The organism is Brevundimonas sp. M20, from assembly GCF_006547065.1.
Taxonomy (GTDB): Bacteria; Pseudomonadota; Alphaproteobacteria; order Caulobacterales; family Caulobacteraceae; genus Brevundimonas.
The window spans coordinates 2977353-2995161 of record NZ_CP041243.1 but is presented as its reverse complement, the minus strand read 5'-3'; the positions used below and the strand labels follow the sequence as shown (position 1 = coordinate 2995161).

Below are 17809 nucleotides of genomic sequence, written 5' to 3'. Positions count from 1 at the left end.
CACCCCAGCCGCCCGTTCGGGCGCGTTCCGGAAAGCCATGGGCATGAGCCGCCTTCGTACTGTCTTCGCCGCCGTTCTGGCGCTCGCCGTGGTCGTCCTCGGCCTGACCACGGTCCCTGCCGCCGCGCAGGCGCAGGAGCGCCCGCAAAAGCTGGTCTTCACCATCCTTTCGGCGGAAGGCCAGGCCTCGTCGGGCCCGCTGTGGCAGCCGCTGCTGGATGATCTGGAGCGCGCCGTCGGCATTCCGGTCGAGCCCATCTTCGGCTCGAACTACAGCGTGCTGGTCGAGGCCATGAGCGCCGATCAGGCCCAGATCGGCTGGTTCTCGGCCCTGCCCGCCGTGCAGGCCATCGATCGCGCCGGCGCCGAAGTCGTCGCCCGCACCGTCGATATCGAGGGCAAGGATTCCTACACCTCGACCCTGATCGTGAAGAAGGGCTCGGGCGTCACGCTCGACGACGTCGTGCGTTGCGACCGTAAACTTGATTTCGGCATCGGCGACGCCCAGTCGACCTCGGGCACCCTGGCCCCGATGACCTACTTCTTCAGCCCGCGGAACATCGACCCGCGGACCTGCTTCGCCACCGTCCGTTCGGCCAGCCACCAGGCCAACTCCTTCTCCATCGCCAACGGGCAGGTGGATGTCGCCACCTCGAACTCGGTCAACACCGTCTTCCTGCGTCGCCAGAACCCGCGCATCGCCGACCAGATCGAGGTGATCTGGGAATCGCCCCCCATTCCGGAGTCGGGCATCCTGATCCGCGGCGATCTGCCCGCCGACGTAAAGGCGAAGATCCGCCAGTTCTTCGTCACCTACGGTCAGGGCTACGGCGCTGATGTCGCCCGTCAGCGCGAGATCATGACCAGGCTGAACTACTCCCAGTTCCGCGCCGCCGATAACAGCTATCTGGACCCCATCCGCGAGATGAAGGCCGACCAGGCCAAGCGTGAAGGCCGTCCGCCCGAAGTCGCCCCGCCGTCCAAGACCCAGCAGTTCACCAAATGGGCGCCCTTCGCCCTGATCGGCCTTCTGGCGATCGTCGCCATCATCATGAACCTGCTGCCCAAGCCGGCCCCGGTTCAGCTCGACGCCGCGACCATTCCGCAGCCGCCGAAAAAGTCGCTGGCCGCCTGGTCGCTGGACGTCCTGCTATGGGGCGGTTTCGCCATCATCCTGATCGCGGCCTTCAACCGCGTGGGTCTGCCGAACATCGGCAACCTCTTCTCCAATCCGGAAAAGATGCAGGAGTACGGTCGCGACTTCCTGAGCCCTGATCTGAGCCAGTGGCAACTGCTGGTTGGCCAGATGTGGCTGACGGTGCAGATCGCCCTGTGGGGCACCTTCCTGGCCGTCTTTTTGGCCGTGCCGCTCAGCCTGATGGCGTCGCGCAACCTGTCGCCCGCCTGGCTGGTGTGGCCGGTGCGCCGCCTGATGGACCTGCTGCGCTCGGTGCCTGATCTGGTGGTCGCCACCCTGTTCATCGTCGCCGTGGGGCTCGGCCCGCTGGCCGGCGTGCTCGCCATCGGCTTCAACACCGCCGGTGTTCTGGCCAAGCTGTTCTCGGAAGCCGTCGAGTCGATCGACAAGGGGCCCATCGAGGGGGTGAAGGCGACCGGCGGCGGCCGTCTGCACGAGATCGCCTGGGGCGTCATTCCGCAGGTGGCGCCGCTGTGGACCTCCTTCGCCCTGTACCGCTTCGAATCGAACAGCCGCGCGGCCACCGTGCTGGGCCTGATCGGCGCCGGCGGTATCGGCCAGACGCTGTTCGAGGCCCTGCAGGGCTTCGAATATTCCAAGGTCTCGACCATCGCGATCATCATCGTCGTGGCCGTCACCCTGATCGACATGCTGTCGCAGGCGATGCGCAAGCGGCTCCTCTGAGCCGCCTGCCATCGGCGCACGAAAAAGCCCGCCCCGTGATCCACGGGGCGGGCTTTCTGTTTCAGCCTTGCGGTGGTGAAGAGTGAAAAGTGAGCGAGGAGTGAGCGCTCAAGTCCCGCTCACTGACAGCCCATGCTCACTCTTCACCCGGCCCGCTTCAGATCCGGCGGCGTCGCTTCGTCGGTCAGGATGCGGATGGCTTCCTCGACGGTGACCAGTTCCTGGGCCTGCGAGCCGAGGCGGCGGATGGCGACCTTGCCTTCCTCGGCCTCCTTCTTCCCGACCACGGCGATGACCGGGACCTTTGCGACCGAGTGCTCGCGCACCTTGTAGCCGACCTTCTCGTTGCGCAGGTCGATCTCGGTGCGCAGACCGGCGGCCCTGAACTTGGCCACCACCTCGTGGGCGTAGTCGTCGGCGTCCGACACGATGGTCGCCACCACGGCCTGAACCGGCGCCAGCCACAGCGGGAAGGCCCCGGCGTAGTTCTCGATCATGATGCCGATGAAGCGCTCGAACGAGCCCAGGATCGCGCGGTGCAGCATGACCGGGCGGTGCTTCTGGCCGTCCTCGGCGATGTAGGTCGCGTCCAGACGTTCCGGCAGGACATAGTCCAGCTGGATCGTGCCGCAGGTCCATTCGCGGCCGATGGCGTCCTTGACGATGAAGTCCAGCTTGGGCGCGTAGAAGGCGCCATCGCCCTCGGTGACGACCGGCTCGGTTCCGGCGGCGCGGGCGGCGTCGGCCATCAGGGCCTCGGCCTTGTCCCAGAACTCGTCCGTGCCGGCGCGGTTCTCGGGGCGGGTGCCCAGGCTGATGTAGGCCGTCTCCATGCCCAGGTCGGCGTGGACCGAACGGGCCAGCTTGATGAACTCGGCCGTCTCCTCGACGATCTGGTCCTCGCGGCAGAAGATGTGGGCGTCGTCCTGGGTGAAGCCGCGCACCCGCATCAGGCCGTGCAGCGAACCGGACGGTTCATAGCGGTGGCAGGCGCCGAACTCGGCCATGCGCAGCGGCAGTTCACGGTATGAGCGCTGACCCTGATCGAAGATCTGCACGTGGCCCGGGCAGTTCATCGGCTTCAGGCTCAGTTCCTCGCCCTCGACCGTCTCGCAGACGAACATGTTGGGACGGTACTTGTCCCAGTGGCCGCTCTGTTCCCAGAACTTGCGGTCCAGCACCTGCGGGGTCTTCACCTCGACGTAGCCGGCCTTGTCCAGACGGCGGCGCATATAGGCTTCCAGCACGCGCCACAGAACCCAGCCCTTGGGGTGCCAGAAGACCATGCCCCGGCCCTCTTCCTGCATGTGGAAGAGCTCCATGGCCTTGCCGACCTTGCGGTGGTCGCGCTTCTCGGCCTCCTCCAGACGCTTCAGATAGGCGTCCAGATCGGCCTGGTTGGCCCAGGCCGTCGCATAGATGCGCTGCAGCTGCTCGCGCTTGCTGTCGCCGCGCCAGTAGGCCCCGGCGACCTTGGTCAGCTTGAAGGCCTTGCCGACGAATTTCGTCGTCGGGAAGTGGGGGCCGCGGCACAGGTCGGCCCAGCCGCCGGTGCGATAGACCGTGATCGTCTCGCCGGCGGGCAGGTCGCGGATCAGCTCGGCCTTGAACTTCTCGCCCTTGGCCTCGAACATCGCCACGGCCTCGTCGCGGTCCCAGACCTCGCGCACCAGCTTTTCGTCGCGATCGACGATCTCGGCCATCCGCTTCTCGATCGCGGCGAAGTCGTCCGTCGAGAAGGGCTCCTCGCGGAAGAAGTCGTAATAGAACCCGTCCTCGATGGCCGGGCCGATGGTCACCTGGGTGCCGGGGAACAGCTCCTGCACCGCCTGCGCCAGAATGTGAGCGGCGTCGTGCCGAATGGTCTCCAGTGCGCCCGGATCGTCGCGCATGATCAGCTTGAAGTCGCCGCTGCCTTCGAGCGGACGATCAAGGTCCCATTGCTGGCCGTTGATCTCGACCAGCGCGGCCCGCTTGGCCAGCGAGGGCGAGATGGAGGCGGCGACGTCACGGCCCGTGGCGCCGTCATCATATTGTCGGCTGGCGCCGTCGGGGAATTTGAGTTCGATCATCAGTCTGTCTTTTCGGGCGGCGGCGGCACCGGATCATAGGTCCAGTCCATGCCGCTGAAGGGATGGCATTTACAGAGGCGTCGGATGGTGAGCCATCCCCCCCGGATCGGGCCGTGCTGGATCAGCGCGTCCCGGCCGTAGTCGGAGCAGGTCGGTCGAAACCGGCAGTGCTGTCCGATCAGGGGCGACAGCGTCACCTTGTACCCGCGATGGGCAAGGCGGACGCCGTGTTCATAAAGGGTATCGCCGAGGGCCATGTCGGTTGCGCTTATCAACCGCGAGCGCGGCTACGACAAGCGACGATCAGGCCGCACCGGCGAGCCTAGTTCGTGTGTCGGGGGTCTTGCGGCCCAAGGCCTGGGTGACGGCCTCCAGCGTCGCCTCGATGGCGACCATGGTGGAGGCGTGGCGCGCCGGATAGTCGGCGACCTGTTTCAGGGCGCGCAGGCCCTCGAAACGACCCTCGGGGCCTTCGCCGCCGGACTTGAGCATGGCCAGCATGGCGTCACGCGCGGCGGCCAGTTCCGGCTCCGTCGCGCCGATCACGGCCTCGCCCAGCACGCCCGCGGCGGCCTGACCGAGGGCGCAGGCCTTCACATCCTGCGCGAAGCTTTCGATCCGGCCGTCGGCGTCCAGCGTCACATCGACCACGGCCTTGGAGCCGCACAGCTTGGCGACCCGTTCGCCGGTCCCTTCGGGCGCGGGCAGTCGGCCGCTATGCGGCAGGTTCGCCGCCAGCGTCAGGATGCGCGCGCTGTAAAGCTCGTCGATCATGGCCGTGAAGATAAGGGCTGCGGGCGGGGGAGGGAAGTTCTCTCTCAACCCCTCTCCCGGTGGGAGAGGGGTTCAAAATTCCAGTCGCATCCCGTCCGTCCCGACCTCCAGCGCTGAATCCCCATAGTCGGCCAGCTTCGGGTGATCCGTCGTCAGCGGATGCGTCCACGCCGCCGTGATGACCACCACGCCCGCGCCTGCGGCCTCGCCGGCCCTGATCCCCGCCTCGGCGTCCTCGAACACCAGACAGTCGGCGATGTCGAAGCCCAGCCGTTCCGCCGCCAGCAGATAGCCCGCCGGGTCCGGCTTGCCGCGCTCGACCTGTTCGGCCGTGATCATCACGGCGGGGGGCGTCACGCCCGCCGCCCTCAGCCGCGCCTCGGCCAGCGGCACGGTGGCCGATGTCACCACGGCCCAGCGGTCCGGCGGCAGGCGCTTCACGAAGTCGATGGCTCCCGCGATGGGCACGACGCCGTCCAGATCCTCGATCTCGCCCCGTTCGACCCAGGCGACCTCGGCCTCAAGGTCGATGTCCGGCAGGTTCTGCTTGCGGATGGTGTCGGCGGCGCGGACGCCGTGAATGGTCGGGATGAAGGCGGCAACGTCCAACCCGTGCCGCTCGGCCCACCGGCCCCACACACGTTCCGCGGCGGCGGTGGAGGTGATCAGGGTTCCGTCCATGTCGAACAGGAACGCCTGCCAGAGGCGGGGCGAAACCGGGGGAGGGGAGGCCATGCCCCTGTTCACCACAGGGGACGTCGGCGAACAACCGGCCCCGGCGCCTGATCAGCCGCCTTGAAGCGAGGTCCAGGTGCGTCCCGGCGCGGCGGCGGCCTGTTGAGAGCCCCCGGCGAGGCGGGCCTGAAGCCAGGCCAGATTGCTGTCGGCTTGTTCGGGCGGCAGGTTGCGGCGCAGGATCTGTTCGGCCTCCCCCATCTTGCCGGTCAGGCCCAGCACCATGGCGAGGTTCAGCCGCACCTTCAGCGAGGCGCCCGGCTGGGCGGCCGCGCGGCGCAGCAGGGGCTCGGCGGCGGCGTTGTCGCCCTTGGCCATGGCCGAGACCGCCATATTGGTCAGCACGTCCGGGTTCTCGGGCGAGATGGCCAGCGCCTGCGCCCAGGCGTCCCGGGCGTCTTCCGTGCGGCGCACCTGCTCATAGGCGGCGCCCAGCAGGGACCACGGCCGCCAGTCGCCCGGCCGGGCGTCCCGCGCCTGCTCCAGGGCCTGAATTCCGTAAAAGGCCTGACCGCGCGCGATGTGACCCCGACCGACCTCCAGCATGGCGTCATAGTTGGTCGGCTGCACCATCAGCACGCGCTGGGCCTGATCGGCGGCCTGATCATAGCGACCCAGTTCACGCAGGGCCTGCGCCGCCTTCACGCCCGCGACCGGGTCGTTGGGCGCGATTTCGGCTTCCTGCGTCCAGAACACGGAGCGGGTCAGGGCGTCGGCGCGATCGGCGGCGGTCCGGGCCTCGGCGCTGGCGGGCGTCGGCGCGGGGCGCGGCGCGGCGGCCTCCGGCGCTGCGGCGGGCTGGGGCGGGAGCAACGATTGCTGTTGCTGCGCCGGCGCGGGCGTGGCGAGCGCGGCGAACAGGGCCCCGGCCAAGACACCAGGTAGGGCAATGGTTGCGATACGGGCGGTCGTGCGCGACATGGATAAGGCGCTCCGGGAAGGTCGGCCACAGAATCGGTCTTCCGCGTCAACTGCTGGTTAACAAAGGCCGTCGCCATGTCCGTTCTTCATCCCGACCTCCTGACCGCCGACGCCAAGGGCGCGCTTCCGGTCCGCGTGGTGGGCAGGGATGCGGCCCTGTCGGGCGCCGAGGCCGCCTGGGCCGCCGCCAATGACTTCACCGGCAAGGCGGGCCAGTTGCTGCTGTTGCCCGGCGCGGACGGCGCCCTGACCGGCGCCCTGTTCGGCGCGGGCGAGCGCTTCGATCCGCTCAGCGCCCGCGCCCTGTCGGCCAAGCTGCCCCCGGGCCTGTGGCGTCTGGAGGGCGTCGAGGGCGAGGCGGCGTCGCAGGCGGCTCTGGCCTTCGCGCTCGGGGCCTATCGTTTCGACCGCTACAAGACGAAGCCCGCGACCGGCGCGCGACTGGCCGTCCCGGGCGTCGAGGTCCAGCCCCTGCTCGATATCGCCGCCGCCTGCGCCCTGACGCGCGAGATGGTCGACACCCCCGCCGCCGACATGGGGCCGCTGCAGATCGAGACCATCGCCCGCGAGATCGCCGAAAGCGCGGGCGCGACGATCTCGGTCATCACCGGCGACGCCCTGCTGGACGAGAACTACCCCTCGGTGCACGCCGTCGGTCGCGCCGCCGCCCCGCATCGCGCCCCGCGCGTCATCGAGATCGGCTGGAACCTCGAAAAGACCGACCTGCCGCTGGTCGCCCTCGTCGGCAAGGGCGTGGTCTTCGACACCGGCGGTCTGGACCTCAAGCCCGCGGCGGGCATGCGCAATATGAAGAAGGACATGGGCGGCTCGGCCCATGTGCTGGGCCTCGGTCGTCTGGTCATGCAGGCGAAGCTGCCGGTGCGTCTGGTCGTGCTGGTCGCGGCGGTCGAGAACGCGGTCTCCGGCGACGCCTTCCGCCCCGGCGACATCCTGAACACCCGCAAGGGCCTGACGATCGAGGTCGGCAACACCGACGCCGAGGGCCGTCTGATCCTCGCCGATGTCCTGACCCGCGCGACCGAGCACAATCCGGACCTGACGCTGGACTTCGCCACCCTGACCGGCGCCGCCCGCATGGCGCTGGGACCGGAGCTGCCGCCGCTTTATACGGATGACGAGGTGCTGGCCGCGGACATGCTCAGCGCCGCGAAGGATGTCGGCGACCCCCTGTGGCGTATGCCGCTGTGGCCCGGCTACAAGCCCGCGCTGGAAGCCGAGATCGCCGACCTGCGCAACGACCCCGCCGCCTGGGCGCAGGCCGGCTCGGTCACCGCCGCCCTCTTCCTGCAGAAGTTCGCGCCCGAAACCGGCGCCTGGGCCCACATGGACATCTTCGCCTGGAACCCCCGCGCCCGCCCCGGCTGGCCCGAAGGCGGTGAGGCTCAGGGCCTGCGGGCGTCGTTCGAGATGCTGCGCCGTCGCTTCGGGTGAGGGATTAGGGATTAGGGATCAGAGATTAGGGGGGGAGGGTCGCTCGGGCGGCTTGGGACGGGCTCCGTCAGCCTAATCCCTGATCCCTAGTCCCTAATCCCTCCCTCCGGGGCCGCGTTAACCGCCCCTCCACCACCGCGCGTTACAACACCGGCTCAACCGGACGAGCCTTGTTTGACCGCAGCCGCCGACATTCTGGACCCCCGCACGACGCTGGCCCGGCCCGATCTGGCCGAGCAGGCGCTTGAGGGCGTTGTCCCCGCCGCGACCTATCGCGCGACCCGGCCCATGCGCTGCGCCGCGCCGGTGGCCGACGTCAGCGGCGAAACCGGCGCGCGCGTCGATCAGCTGATCTTCGGTGAGATTTTCGACGTTCTGGACGCCGACGGCGACCGCCTGTGGGGCCGGGCGCGCCGCGACGGCGTGGTCGGCTGGGTCGCCCGCGCGGACCTTACCGAGGGCGCGGTCCTGCCGACCGCCCGTGTCGCCGCCGTCGACGCCGCCCTGCCGCTGAACGCCCTTGTGATCGAGGGCGAGGACCCCGGCTTCCAGCCCGTCGGCGACTTCGAAAACGATCCTGTCGCCGTGGCCGAGCGCTTGCTGGGCGTGCCCCATGTCCCCGGCGCCCGCACTTCGCGCGGGACCGATTGCGCCGGTCTGGTTCAGCAGGCCCTCTACGCCTGCGGTCGCGCCGCGCCCCGCTATCCGGACCAGCAGGCCGAACTGGGCGTTGAAGTCGCCCGCGCCGAGGCCCGCCGGGGCGATCTGGTCGTCTGGCTGCACGACGATCTGGGACCGTGGAACGGCCACTCCGCCATCCTGCTCGACGCCGACCGCGTCCTGCACGCCACCGGCCACCACGGCGCGGTGGTCGTCGAGGGATTGGCCGAAGCCGAGGCCCGCTATGCGGCGGACGGATTCGGGACGGCGGTGTTCAGAAGGCTGTAGTCCCTGAAGCTATCGGCGGGACGACCCCAACGAAAAAGGCCCCGCCGTCGCTGGCGGGGCCTTTCCGTATCTGCGACCGACCTCAGCCTCCGGTCGGAGCGCTGGTCGCGGCGGGCGGGGCCGCCGGGGTCGCCTGCGTGGTCGCCGGAGCGGCGCCTTCAGCGGCCGGAGCCGTCGCTTCCGTGGCGGCGGCGCCTTCGGCCGGAGCCGCGCCTTCCGCCGGAGCGGCGGCGCCCGGCTGGCGCGCGGGATCCGGCGCCGGGATGGCGAAGCCGCCCGAGCCTTGCGAGCGCAGCCAGGCGATCAGGTCGATACGGGTCTGCTGGTCGCGAATACCGGCGAACGACATCTTGGTGCCCGGCACGTAACGGGCCGGAGCGGTGATGAACTGGTCGAGCTGGTCGTAGCCCCAGGTCGGCGCCTCGGCCTTGTGAGCGCTCATGGCGTCCGAATAGGCGAAGCCCGCGCGGTGCATGACCGGGCCGCCGACGACGCCGTAGAGGTTCGGACCAATCCCGTCCGGGCCGCCGGAGGCGATGTTGTGACAGGCCTGGCAGCGCGCGAAGGCCGCTTCGCCCTTGGCCAGATCGGCGGCCGGCAGGACAGTGCCCCAATCCGGCGGCAGCACCACTTCCTCGGCGCCGCCGGCGGCTTCTTCCGGCGCGTCAACGAAGTAGCCCATCTTTTCAGGGGCCTCGGTGTGGTAGATCGCGCCGGTCACCTGCTGCACGCCGACGATGACCAGGCCCACCGCCAGAGCGGCGCCGAAAATCTTGTTCCACTTCAGATCGCCGCTCATCGCGTCGTCGCATCCCGTAAGTTAGGGCCCGGCCGAATGAACGGCGGGCGAATTCTTGCGTGGGCGTCTCTTACACGCTAGCGCGGCCTTCGCAACCGGCCCGGAGCGACCTTTCGGCGCGTCCGCTGTCGCAGGCAACGAGGCAGACCGATGAATCCGCTGATAATGATTCCCGCTCGCATGGCGGCGACCCGTCTGCCCAACAAGCCGCTGGCCGATATCGGGGGCAAGCCGATGATCGTGCGGGCCTATGAACAGGCCGCCCTGTCGGGACTTCAGGTCGCCGTGGCGGCGGGCGATCAGGAGATCGTGGACGCCATCGAGGCCATCGGCGGCGTCGCCGTCCTGACCGATCCGGACCTGCCGTCGGGCTCGGACCGTATCCGCGCCGCGCTGGAGGCCATCGACCCGGACGGCGACTTCGATGCGGTGATCAATCTGCAAGGCGACATGCCGTTCGCCGACCCCGGCCTCGCCACCGCCTGCGCCGCCCTGCTGCACGGTCAGCCGGAGTGCGACATCGCGACCCTGGTGGCGCCGGAGGCCGATCTGTCCGACCGCTCCAACCCCGATGTGGTCAAGGCCGTGCTGGCCCTGTCCGAGGGCGAGCGCCATGGCCGCGCCCTCTATTTCACCCGCTCGACCCTGTACGGCGACGCCCCCGTTTGGCGGCATATCGGCCTGTACGGCTACCGCCGTGAGGCCCTGCTGAAATTCTGCGCCGCCCCGCCGTCGCCGCTGGAGAAGCGCGAAAAGCTGGAACAGCTCCGCGCGCTCGAAATGGGCCTGCAAATCTGGGCCGCCGTCATCGACGAGGCGCCCCTGTCGGTCGACAATCCGGCGGATCTGGAGGCGGCGCGGGAACAGGCGGTAAGGGATTAGGGATTAGGGATTAGGTGCGAGCTTGGTTCTGAGACCGGTCAGCATTCGCCCAACTTCCTCGGTCCGCGAAAGAAGATCATCGACAGTGCCGGCGGGTGCGAGGCCGAGGCGCTTGATGATCAGCAGGAACGTCTCGAGTTCGGCTGCTGACCCTCGCGCGATGCTGACGAAATGCGCGTAATCGCGTCGTGTGCTCCGGGCGTTGCCCTCTGCCAGATTGGCAGGGATGGACGCTGAGCATCGGACGATTTGTCCGGACATCCGATACATCTCTTCTTTCGGCATCTGGCGGGTCAGTTCGTAAACCAGACATGCGAGGTCGAGCCCCTTTTGCCAGACCGCAAGCTCTCGATGCGATTGCGCCATCTTTGTTCGCTCCCAAACCAAGGCGAACAATCATGGCGCGAAATCAGCTTTCTTGAAGTTGATCGAGCCTAATCCCTAATCCCAAATCCCTAATCCCTCACTCAGACATCAAACCCATCCACCCACGCCTGAATCAGCGTGCGGGCGATGGCGACTCGCGGCGGCGCCTTGATGGTCGGGTGCGTCCCCGCCAGCACCTCGGCGGCTTCCGCCCGCGTCAGCCACGCCACCGCCTCCAGCTCCGTCTGGTCCGGGCGGGCGTCGTCGCTGTCCACCTCGGCGAACAGGCCGATCATCAGCTGGGACGGGAAGGGCCAGGGCTGGCTGGAGTGGTAGCGAACCTTCGTCGCCGTCAGGCCCGCCTCTTCCGCGATCTCGCGGGCGCAGCCTTCCTCGATGCTCTCGCCCGGTTCAAGGAAGCCCGCCAGCGCGGACATCCGGCCCTCAGGCCAGGCCGCCTGACGGCCCAGCAGGCAGCGGTCTTCGGTCCCGCCTTTATGAATGACCAGCATGATGGTGACCGGGTCCACGCGCGGGAAATGCTCGGTCTTGCAGGCCGGGCAGATGCGCTTCCAGCCGCCCGAAGCCGTGTCGCTGGCGTGGCCGCAGGCGGCGCAGAAGCCATGTCGCGCGCGCCAGTCGAACAGGCTCTTGGCCAGTCCCGCCATGGCGGCGTCCGCGGCGGACAGCACGCCCGCCGCCTCGCGCATGTCCATGAAGGCGCCCAGCCCCTGCAGCGGTCCCGCCGCCGGATCGACCGGTCCTTCGACTTCAATGGCGAAGACCGGAGCCTCCTTCCACAGGCCCAGAAAGACTTCCCGGTCCGGCACGACGTCGCGGGCGTGGCCCAGCGACAGCCATTGCAGGCGCGGCCCGTCCGCATGGTCCTCGACCAGCGGCCTGCCCTGCCACATCACCAGCGCCAGTGCTTCCGGATTGGCCTCCTGCTCGGCCAGCCAGGCCGGGTCGTTTCGTCTGTCCCCCGCCCGGTCGAGCGGATTGCCTGCGAACGTGTTCTGGATCGAAAGGGGCATGCCGTCCTGTCTAGCAAGCCCACGCTTGCATCGGCGAGCCCAAACCGCCATATCTCGTCTCGGAGATCGCGGGCGAAGGCTTCGCCAATCTGGTCAGGGCCGGAAGGCAGCAGCCACAACGAATTCCCCTTCGGGTCGCGGTCTCCACCTTTCCTGACATTTGAAGTGCTCTAACGCTCGCGACGCGGTCGCTCGCTGCTTGAGCGCGGGATCATTGCTCCCCCTTTGGGGAGGGGGACCGCGCATCGCGTGGTGGAAGGGCGCCAGACCGCCCACAACTCCCTCGTCGCGCCCCCTTCGCCCCGGCGCTCCGTCGGGTTAAGACGGGCGTATGAGCGATACCGACCCCGACCTCGACGGCCCTCCGTGGGACGAAGACGCCCCCGAGGCGGTGGAAGAGCGCGACCCCAACACCGACGACATGTTCGGCGCCCCGGCTCCGGCGCCCGAGGCGGCTCCCGCGCCTGAGCCGGTGAAGGCCGCCGCGCCGCCCGCCGCGCCCAAGCCCGCGCCCGCCGGCGAACCGGCCGAGGATGACGGCGCCGCCTATCAGGTGCTGGCCCGCAAATATCGTCCGCGCACCTTCGAGGACCTGATCGGGCAGGAGGCGATGGTGCGCACCCTGACCAACGCCTTCGCCACGGGGCGGATCGCCCACGCCTTCATGCTGACCGGCGTGCGGGGGGTCGGCAAGACGACCACGGCCCGCCTGCTGGCCCGCGCCCTGAACAACGAGACCGACGTCATCGACCGGCCCTCGCTGGAGCTGACGGCCCACGGCCGGCACGACGCCGCCATCATGGCCGGTCAGCACATGGACGTCATGGAGATGGACGCCGCCTCCCACACGGGCGTCAACGACATCCGCGACATCCTCGAAAGCGTCCGCTACGCCCCGGTCGAGGCGCGCTACAAGGTCTACGTCCTCGACGAGGTCCACATGCTGTCGACGCAGGCGTTCAACGCCCTGCTGAAGACGCTGGAGGAGCCGCCGCCCCACGCCAAATTCATCTTCGCCACCACCGAAATCCGCAAGGTGCCGGTGACCATCCTGTCCCGCTGCCAGCGTTTCGACCTGCGCCGCGTCGAGCCGGAAATCCTTGTCGAGCACCTCGGCCGCGTCGCGGATCGCGAGGGCATGAAGATCGAGCAGGAGGCCCTGGCCCTGATCGCCCGCGCCGCCGAAGGCTCGGTCCGGGACGGCCTGTCCCTGCTGGATCAGGCGCTGGTGCAGGGTGAACGCGGCGAGACGGTGCAGGCCACGGTCGTGCGCGACATGCTGGGTCTGGCCGACCGCACCCAGACCATCGCCCTGTTCGAGGCGATCATGGCGGGCCGCACGCCCGAGGCGCTGGAGCTGTTCCGCACCCTCTACGGCTTCGGCGCCGATCCGGTGCAGGTGACCAACGACCTGCTCGAGCACTGCCACGCCGCCTCGGTGGCCAAGATGCTGGGGCCGAACGCCACCCGCCTGCCCAATGATCAGGCCCAGAAGCTGACGGCGCTGGGCGCGGTCATCTCGGCCGGGACCCTGTCGCGCACCTGGCAGATGCTGCTCAAGGCGCTGGACGAGGTGCGCCGCGCGCCCAATCCCGCCGACGCCGTGGAAATGGCCATCGTGCGTCTGGCCTACGCCGCCGACCTGCCGGGGCCGGAGGAGGCGCTGAAAGCCCTGCGCGACGGCGAGCCTGTCGGCGGCGGCCCCGGCTCCGGCCAGCGTGTCGGCGGCGGGGGAGGGGGCGGCGCCTCGGCCCAACTGGCTGTCCGCCCCATGGCCGCGCCCGCCCTGCCGGACCCCCAGTCCTTCGAACAGGTCGTCGCCCTGATCGGCGAGAAGCGCGAGGTCGGCCTGCAGATGGACGTGCAGCGCTTCGTCCGCCCCGTGGCCTTCAAGCCCGGCGCCATCACCTATGAAAGCGTGCAGGGCGCGCCGGTCGATCTGGCCCGGCGCCTGTCCGGTCGCCTGAAGGAGTGGACCGGCCGCACCTGGCTGATCGCCGCCAACGGTCAGGGCGGCGGCGAAACCATCATCGAGATCGACAAGCGCAAGCGCGCCGAGGAGCGCGCCGAGGTCGAGGCCGATCCCTTCGTGAAGGCGATCATGGACGCCTTCCCGGGCGCCCGCATCGGTGAAATCCGCAAGCTCGCCGACCCCATCGAACTGCCGGTGATCCCGGACGAGGCGGACGAGGAAGACTAGCCGGCAGTGAGCAGGCGGCAGTGAGCAGGAAGGGTTTGCCCGCTACCGCCTGATCCCAATCCTGCTGCCTGCCGCCTCATAGAATCCGCGACGCCTCCTCGAACGCCAGACGCGGCGACCTCGGGAACAGGTTGTCGTCGTTGCCGTAGCCGATGTTCATGATGAAGTTCGGCTCGACGTTGTTGTCCGGGAAGAACTCGGCCTTCACGCCCGCGGGGTCGAAGCCCGACATCGGGCCGACGTCCGGACCCAGCGCCCGCGCGGCGAGGATCAGATAGCCGCCCTGCAGCGAGGCGTTGCGGAAGGCGCTTTCGCGGCGCATCGCCTCGTCGGCGAACCAGTCCTTGGCGCCGGGCGCGTGCGGGAACAGGGTCGGCAGGGTCTCGGGGAAGTCGAGGTCCTGACCGATGATCACGGTGACGGGCGCCTGGGCGGTCTTGGCCCGGTTGCCCTCGGCCATCAGCGGCACGAGGCGCGCCTTGGCCTCCGGCGAGGTCACGAAGATGAAGCGGGCCGGGGTGTTGTTCACCGCCGTCGGACCGAATTTGGTCAGGTCGTACAGCTTGCGAAGCAGGGCTTCCGGCACGGGACGGTCTGTCCAGCCGTTTCGGGTGCGCGCTTCGGTGAAGAGTTGGGCGAGAGCGGCCTCGGAAAGCGGGGCGTCGCGGTCGGTCAGGGCGTCAAAGGCCATCGAATGGTCCCTCCAGAATTTCAAACTGCAACAGCAGTAGGTGCGAAATAGGAGGGCGCGGCATGGCCGCCAAGGGGCTCTGTCACATTTTCTGTTACGGATAGCTGTCCGGCGGTGATCGACCCCCCTGTCGCCCGCGCCCTGAACCGCCTATCTAGGGGGCATGAAAGACCTCAACGCCCTCATGCAGCAGGCCCAGCAGATGCAGCAGCGTCTGCAGGACGCCCAGGCCAAAATGGCTGAAACCTCCGCGTCCGGTTCGTCCGGCGGCGGGCTTGTCACCGTCGCGCTCAAGGGCGCGGGCGAGATCACCGGCGTCACCATCGACGACAGCCTGCTGGTCCCCGGCGAAGGCGAGATCCTCGCCGACCTGATCGTGGCCGCCCACGCCGACGCCAAGCGCAAGCTGGACGAGGTCAACGCCGCCCTGATGCGCGAGGCCGCCGGTCCGATGGCGGGCATGAACATCCCCGGGATGCCCAAGCTCTTCTGATGAACGGGCTCGGGGGGGTGACCTGCGCGTGCTGCGGCTACCGCACCCTCTCCGAAGGGCCCGGGGGCTATGAAATCTGTCGCGTCTGCTGGTGGGAGGACGATCCCGTTCAGCTCGCCTCGCCCCTGCTCAGGGGTGGGGCCAACACAGTCAGCCTCGCCGAGGCCCAGCTCTATTTCATCAGCGCCGGGGTGAGCGACCCCTCCTTCACCGTCCACGTTCGCCCCCCGGCGGATGATGAGGTCGCCGACCCCGCCTGGCGGCCCTGGAATGCCAGGATGGACGCCGAAGGGGACCGGACGATCCGGACCGGGCTCGACTATTTCCACGCCGTCGGCCTCGGGCCGGACTCACCCTACTGGTTGAAAGCCTGATGGCCGCCTCCGCCGGACCTGAAATCGAACGCCTGATCAGCCTGCTGTCCAAACTGCCGGGCATGGGACCGCGTTCGGCCCGCCGCGCGGCGCTGGCCCTGCTGAAGAAGCGCGAGCAGCTTCTGGTCCCGCTGGCCGCCTCGCTGGCCGAGACGGCGGAGAAGGTCGTCTCGTGCAGCGTGTGCGGCGCGCCGGACACCCGCGATCCCTGCTCCATCTGCTCCGACGGCGCCCGTGACAACGGCCTGATCTGCGTGGTCGAGGAGGCCGGCGCGCTTTGGGCCATGGAACGATCCGGCGCCTTCCGGGGCAAGTATCATGTGCTGGGCGGCCTGTTGTCCGCGCTGGACGGCGTCGGTCCCGAGGCCCTGCGCATCGCCGAACTGGTCGGACGGGTGCGCGGCGGTGAGGCGAGGGAGGTCGTCATGGCCCTGCCCGCCACCGTCGACGGCCAGACCACGGCCCACTACATCGCCGAACGCCTCGCCGGGTCCGGCGTGGAGATCACCAGTCTCGCGCGCGGCGTCCCCGTCGGCGGCGAACTGGACTGGCTGGACGACGGCACCATCGTTCAGGCCCTGCGGGCCCGCCGCCCGGCCTGACGCTCGCCACATCGTCGCACGGCGCGATGATCGCCTATGACCGCTTGAAGCGCCCGCCCAAACAGGCTCCATTGTCGCGGCTTGGGGGAGTGAGCGGATGAAGGTGGTTCTGGTTCTGGTGGCGGGCATCTGCGCCCTGGTCATCGGCTTCATCTTCCTGATCCGCTATGCGGTCCCCCTGATCCTCGAAGCCCATTTCGCCGGCAGCCTCATCACCGCCTCGGTGGTCGGGATCGGCGGCATCCTGATTCTCGTCTGGGCCGGATGGCGGCTCTGGCGCTGGGCGGCCGACCGCCTCAAGGACAACGGAGACGCCCTGTGACCAATGCGTTCGGCAACATCCCCCGTCTGCCCACCGGCGGCGGATCGAAGGTGGGACGGACCATCGGCATGGTCGTCCTGATCCTGGTGCTGATCGTGGTCGGCGTCGGCGCCGTCTCGTCGTGCAGCGTCACGGTCGAGAGCGGTTATATGGGCATCAAGACCACCAAATTCGGGCCCAACCCCGGCGTTCAGCGCGCCGAACTCGGGCCGGGCTTCCACTGGGAAGGCATCGGCGAGAAGATCCGCACCTACCAGACGCTCCAGCGCACCTACAGCTATACGCGCGAGCCCAACTCCGACGGTCGTGAAAACGAGGAGATCACCTTCTCCGACGTGCTGGGCCTGCCCATGACCGCCGACGTCGCCCTGACCTTCCGCGTGCGTGAGGACAAGGCCGCCGACCTGTATGCGACCTGGCGTCAGGAGTACGACGCCTTCATCGACGGCCCGCTGCGCACCTCGGTCCGGGCCGCCATCGCCCGTGAGACGGAAAAGCTGCCGGTCGCCTGCAACGCACAGCAGTCGGCGCAGGCCGAGATCCAGCCCGTCGTCGTTCCGGGCGGCCAGCCGGTCGCCGCGGGCACGCCCGACAGCGACGACTGCCCCGGCCAGTTGATCGGCCCCGGTCGCCAGATCGTGCTGCAGAAGGCCATGCAGGCCCTGCAACGTGAATGGACGCCACAGGGTCTGGAGATCATCCGCATGGAGTGGGTCGGCTCGATCCGTTACCCGGAAAGCGTTCTGGCCGCGATCCAGTCGCGCACCACCGCCGAGCAGAACACCCGCGCCGCGCTCGAGCGCGTGAACCTCGAACGCGCCAACGCCGAGGCCCGCATCGCCCAGGCGCGCGGTCAGGCCGAGGCCAACCGTCTGCTGGCCGAATCCATTCGCTCCAACCCCGAGGTCGTGCGCCTGCGCGAGATCGAGCGCACCCTCGGCATCTGCCCGCTCAGCGCGGACACCTGCGTGGTCGGCTCCGACATCAACGTCTCGGCCCTGATCGCCTCTCGCGACGGGGTGGCGGCCAACAACCGCTGACCGGACCGCGCGCCTGTTCCTGAACGGCGGCTCCGCGCGGGGCCGCCGTCTTCAGTTTCGATACGTCCAGAAATGACGTACCGGCGGTGCAGACTGTCGACATGACGCCCGCAGCCCGCGCCGCCCCGCGCCTCAAGTCTGTCCGCCCCGATAGACGGGATAGACGGGATAGACGGCATAGACGGTGTATTTCACGCGTCTCCACCGTCTCCGCCGTCTCGT

19 protein-coding genes and 1 other RNA gene are annotated in these 17809 nt (G+C 68.9%); 11 read left to right on the top strand and 9 right to left on the bottom strand.

Annotated elements, in window-relative coordinates:
* Positions 1-43: 43 nt before the first annotated feature.
* The gene (phnE, locus tag FKQ52_RS16910; RefSeq protein WP_370450975.1) at positions 44-1882 is read left to right on the top strand and encodes a phosphonate ABC transporter, permease protein PhnE; all 1839 of its coding nucleotides are present in this window, start codon (positions 44-46) and stop codon (positions 1880-1882) included.
* Positions 1883-2025: 143 nt separating this feature from the next.
* Here phnE and thrS read toward each other — a convergent pair whose 3' ends face one another.
* The 5 genes from thrS to FKQ52_RS14685 all read right to left on the bottom strand — a co-directional run bounded on the left by thrS (position 2026) and on the right by FKQ52_RS14685 (position 6384).
* Positions 2026-3954, bottom strand: a complete 1929-nt coding sequence (gene thrS / locus FKQ52_RS14705) for a threonine--tRNA ligase (RefSeq protein WP_141627876.1) — start codon at positions 3952-3954, stop codon at positions 2026-2028.
* A complete protein-coding gene (gene yidD / locus FKQ52_RS14700; protein ID WP_141627875.1) occupies positions 3954-4211 on the bottom strand; it encodes a membrane protein insertion efficiency factor YidD in 258 nt (85 codons plus the stop codon). The genes thrS and yidD overlap by 1 nt, the downstream gene beginning before the upstream one ends.
* A 46-nt stretch (positions 4212-4257) precedes the next feature.
* Complete coding sequence (locus FKQ52_RS14695) at positions 4258-4728, bottom strand: iron-sulfur cluster assembly scaffold protein (RefSeq protein ID WP_141627874.1); 471 nt, start codon at positions 4726-4728, stop codon at positions 4258-4260.
* Positions 4729-4800: 72 nt separating this feature from the next.
* Complete coding sequence (locus FKQ52_RS14690; RefSeq protein ID WP_141627873.1) at positions 4801-5463, bottom strand: HAD-IA family hydrolase; 663 nt, start codon at positions 5461-5463, stop codon at positions 4801-4803.
* A gap of 51 nt (positions 5464-5514) precedes the next feature.
* Positions 5515-6384: a tetratricopeptide repeat protein gene (locus FKQ52_RS14685; RefSeq protein WP_240811668.1), complete on the bottom strand. Its 870-nt coding sequence runs from the start codon at positions 6382-6384 to the stop codon at positions 5515-5517.
* A 75-nt stretch (positions 6385-6459) separates the two neighbouring features.
* Here FKQ52_RS14685 and FKQ52_RS14680 point away from each other — a divergent pair, with 75 nt between their 5' ends.
* Entirely contained in the window at positions 6460-7836 is a 1377-nt protein-coding gene (locus FKQ52_RS14680) for a M17 family metallopeptidase (RefSeq protein WP_141627872.1), read from the top strand.
* Between the two features lie 174 nt (positions 7837-8010).
* Positions 8011-8784 (top strand): NlpC/P60 family protein, encoded by a 774-nt coding sequence (locus FKQ52_RS14675; RefSeq protein ID WP_240811667.1) that lies wholly within the window; start codon positions 8011-8013, stop codon positions 8782-8784.
* A gap of 82 nt (positions 8785-8866) precedes the next feature.
* Here the strand turns inward: FKQ52_RS14675 and FKQ52_RS14670 are convergent, their stop codons facing one another.
* Entirely contained in the window at positions 8867-9583 is a 717-nt protein-coding gene (locus FKQ52_RS14670) for a cytochrome c family protein (protein ID WP_141627871.1), read from the bottom strand.
* A 150-nt stretch (positions 9584-9733) separates the two neighbouring features.
* Between FKQ52_RS14670 and FKQ52_RS14665 the strand changes: the two genes are divergently transcribed.
* The gene (locus FKQ52_RS14665; RefSeq protein WP_141627870.1) at positions 9734-10465 is read left to right on the top strand and encodes a 3-deoxy-manno-octulosonate cytidylyltransferase; all 732 of its coding nucleotides are present in this window, start codon (positions 9734-9736) and stop codon (positions 10463-10465) included.
* 3 nt (positions 10466-10468) lie between these two features.
* Here the strand turns inward: FKQ52_RS14665 and FKQ52_RS14660 are convergent, their stop codons facing one another.
* Positions 10469-10831 (bottom strand): four helix bundle protein, encoded by a 363-nt coding sequence (locus FKQ52_RS14660; RefSeq protein ID WP_141627869.1) that lies wholly within the window; start codon positions 10829-10831, stop codon positions 10469-10471.
* A gap of 101 nt (positions 10832-10932) precedes the next feature.
* The gene (gene nudC, locus FKQ52_RS14655; protein ID WP_141627868.1) at positions 10933-11865 is read right to left on the bottom strand and encodes an NAD(+) diphosphatase; all 933 of its coding nucleotides are present in this window, start codon (positions 11863-11865) and stop codon (positions 10933-10935) included.
* Positions 11866-11923: 58 nt separating this feature from the next.
* Between nudC and ffs the strand changes: the two genes are divergently transcribed.
* Both ffs and FKQ52_RS14645 read left to right on the top strand, forming a co-directional pair.
* An RNA gene (ffs, locus tag FKQ52_RS14650) (signal recognition particle sRNA small type) lies at positions 11924-12017 on the top strand.
* 179 nt (positions 12018-12196) lie between these two features.
* Positions 12197-14065, top strand: a complete 1869-nt coding sequence (locus FKQ52_RS14645) for a DNA polymerase III subunit gamma/tau (RefSeq protein ID WP_141627867.1) — start codon at positions 12197-12199, stop codon at positions 14063-14065.
* 76 nt (positions 14066-14141) lie between these two features.
* Here FKQ52_RS14645 and FKQ52_RS14640 read toward each other — a convergent pair whose 3' ends face one another.
* The gene (locus FKQ52_RS14640) at positions 14142-14756 is read right to left on the bottom strand and encodes a malonic semialdehyde reductase (RefSeq protein WP_141627866.1); all 615 of its coding nucleotides are present in this window, start codon (positions 14754-14756) and stop codon (positions 14142-14144) included.
* 163 nt (positions 14757-14919) lie between these two features.
* Here FKQ52_RS14640 and FKQ52_RS14635 point away from each other — a divergent pair, with 163 nt between their 5' ends.
* The 5 genes from FKQ52_RS14635 to FKQ52_RS14615 all read left to right on the top strand — a co-directional run bounded on the left by FKQ52_RS14635 (position 14920) and on the right by FKQ52_RS14615 (position 17587).
* Positions 14920-15249, top strand: coding sequence for a YbaB/EbfC family nucleoid-associated protein (locus FKQ52_RS14635; protein WP_141627865.1), 330 nt, complete (start codon positions 14920-14922; stop codon positions 15247-15249).
* On the top strand, positions 15249-15623 hold the full coding sequence (locus FKQ52_RS14630) for a CPCC family cysteine-rich protein (protein WP_141627864.1): 375 nt from the start codon (positions 15249-15251) through the stop codon (positions 15621-15623). Before FKQ52_RS14635 ends, FKQ52_RS14630 begins: the two co-directional genes overlap by 1 nt.
* Entirely contained in the window at positions 15623-16225 is a 603-nt protein-coding gene (gene recR, locus FKQ52_RS14625) for a recombination mediator RecR (RefSeq protein ID WP_141627863.1), read from the top strand. Before FKQ52_RS14630 ends, recR begins: the two co-directional genes overlap by 1 nt.
* A 97-nt stretch (positions 16226-16322) precedes the next feature.
* Positions 16323-16547 (top strand): hypothetical protein, encoded by a 225-nt coding sequence (locus tag FKQ52_RS14620; protein ID WP_141627862.1) that lies wholly within the window; start codon positions 16323-16325, stop codon positions 16545-16547.
* Complete coding sequence (locus tag FKQ52_RS14615; protein WP_168196876.1) at positions 16544-17587, top strand: SPFH domain-containing protein; 1044 nt, start codon at positions 16544-16546, stop codon at positions 17585-17587. The genes FKQ52_RS14620 and FKQ52_RS14615 overlap by 4 nt, the downstream gene beginning before the upstream one ends.
* Positions 17588-17809: the final 222 nt, after the last annotated feature.

What these genes read in the sequence shown, in the direction of transcription:
- FKQ52_RS14665 (WP_141627870.1), top strand. Translation starts at nt 9,734, where the DNA reads ATGAATCCGCTGATAATGATTCCCGCTCGCATGGCGGCGACCCGTCTG.
- FKQ52_RS14690 (WP_141627873.1), bottom strand. Translation starts at nt 5,463, where the DNA reads ATGGCCTCCCCTCCCCCGGTTTCGCCCCGCCTCTGGCAGGCGTTCCTG.
- FKQ52_RS14645 (WP_141627867.1), top strand. Translation starts at nt 12,197, where the DNA reads ATGAGCGATACCGACCCCGACCTCGACGGCCCTCCGTGGGACGAAGAC.
- FKQ52_RS14635 (WP_141627865.1), top strand. Translation starts at nt 14,920, where the DNA reads ATGAAAGACCTCAACGCCCTCATGCAGCAGGCCCAGCAGATGCAGCAG.
- FKQ52_RS14680 (WP_141627872.1), top strand. Translation starts at nt 6,460, where the DNA reads ATGTCCGTTCTTCATCCCGACCTCCTGACCGCCGACGCCAAGGGCGCG.
- recR (WP_141627863.1), top strand. Translation starts at nt 15,623, where the DNA reads ATGGCCGCCTCCGCCGGACCTGAAATCGAACGCCTGATCAGCCTGCTG.
- FKQ52_RS14630 (WP_141627864.1), top strand. Translation starts at nt 15,249, where the DNA reads ATGAACGGGCTCGGGGGGGTGACCTGCGCGTGCTGCGGCTACCGCACC.
- FKQ52_RS14660 (WP_141627869.1), bottom strand. Translation starts at nt 10,831, where the DNA reads ATGGCGCAATCGCATCGAGAGCTTGCGGTCTGGCAAAAGGGGCTCGAC.
- yidD (WP_141627875.1), bottom strand. Translation starts at nt 4,211, where the DNA reads ATGGCCCTCGGCGATACCCTTTATGAACACGGCGTCCGCCTTGCCCAT.
- thrS (WP_141627876.1), bottom strand. Translation starts at nt 3,954, where the DNA reads ATGATCGAACTCAAATTCCCCGACGGCGCCAGCCGACAATATGATGAC.
- phnE (WP_370450975.1), top strand. Translation starts at nt 44, where the DNA reads ATGAGCCGCCTTCGTACTGTCTTCGCCGCCGTTCTGGCGCTCGCCGTG.
- nudC (WP_141627868.1), bottom strand. Translation starts at nt 11,865, where the DNA reads ATGCCCCTTTCGATCCAGAACACGTTCGCAGGCAATCCGCTCGACCGG.
- FKQ52_RS14640 (WP_141627866.1), bottom strand. Translation starts at nt 14,756, where the DNA reads ATGGCCTTTGACGCCCTGACCGACCGCGACGCCCCGCTTTCCGAGGCC.
- FKQ52_RS14685 (WP_240811668.1), bottom strand. Translation starts at nt 6,384, where the DNA reads ATGTCGCGCACGACCGCCCGTATCGCAACCATTGCCCTACCTGGTGTC.
- FKQ52_RS14620 (WP_141627862.1), top strand. Translation starts at nt 16,323, where the DNA reads ATGAAGGTGGTTCTGGTTCTGGTGGCGGGCATCTGCGCCCTGGTCATC.
- FKQ52_RS14695 (WP_141627874.1), bottom strand. Translation starts at nt 4,728, where the DNA reads ATGATCGACGAGCTTTACAGCGCGCGCATCCTGACGCTGGCGGCGAAC.
- FKQ52_RS14670 (WP_141627871.1), bottom strand. Translation starts at nt 9,583, where the DNA reads ATGAGCGGCGATCTGAAGTGGAACAAGATTTTCGGCGCCGCTCTGGCG.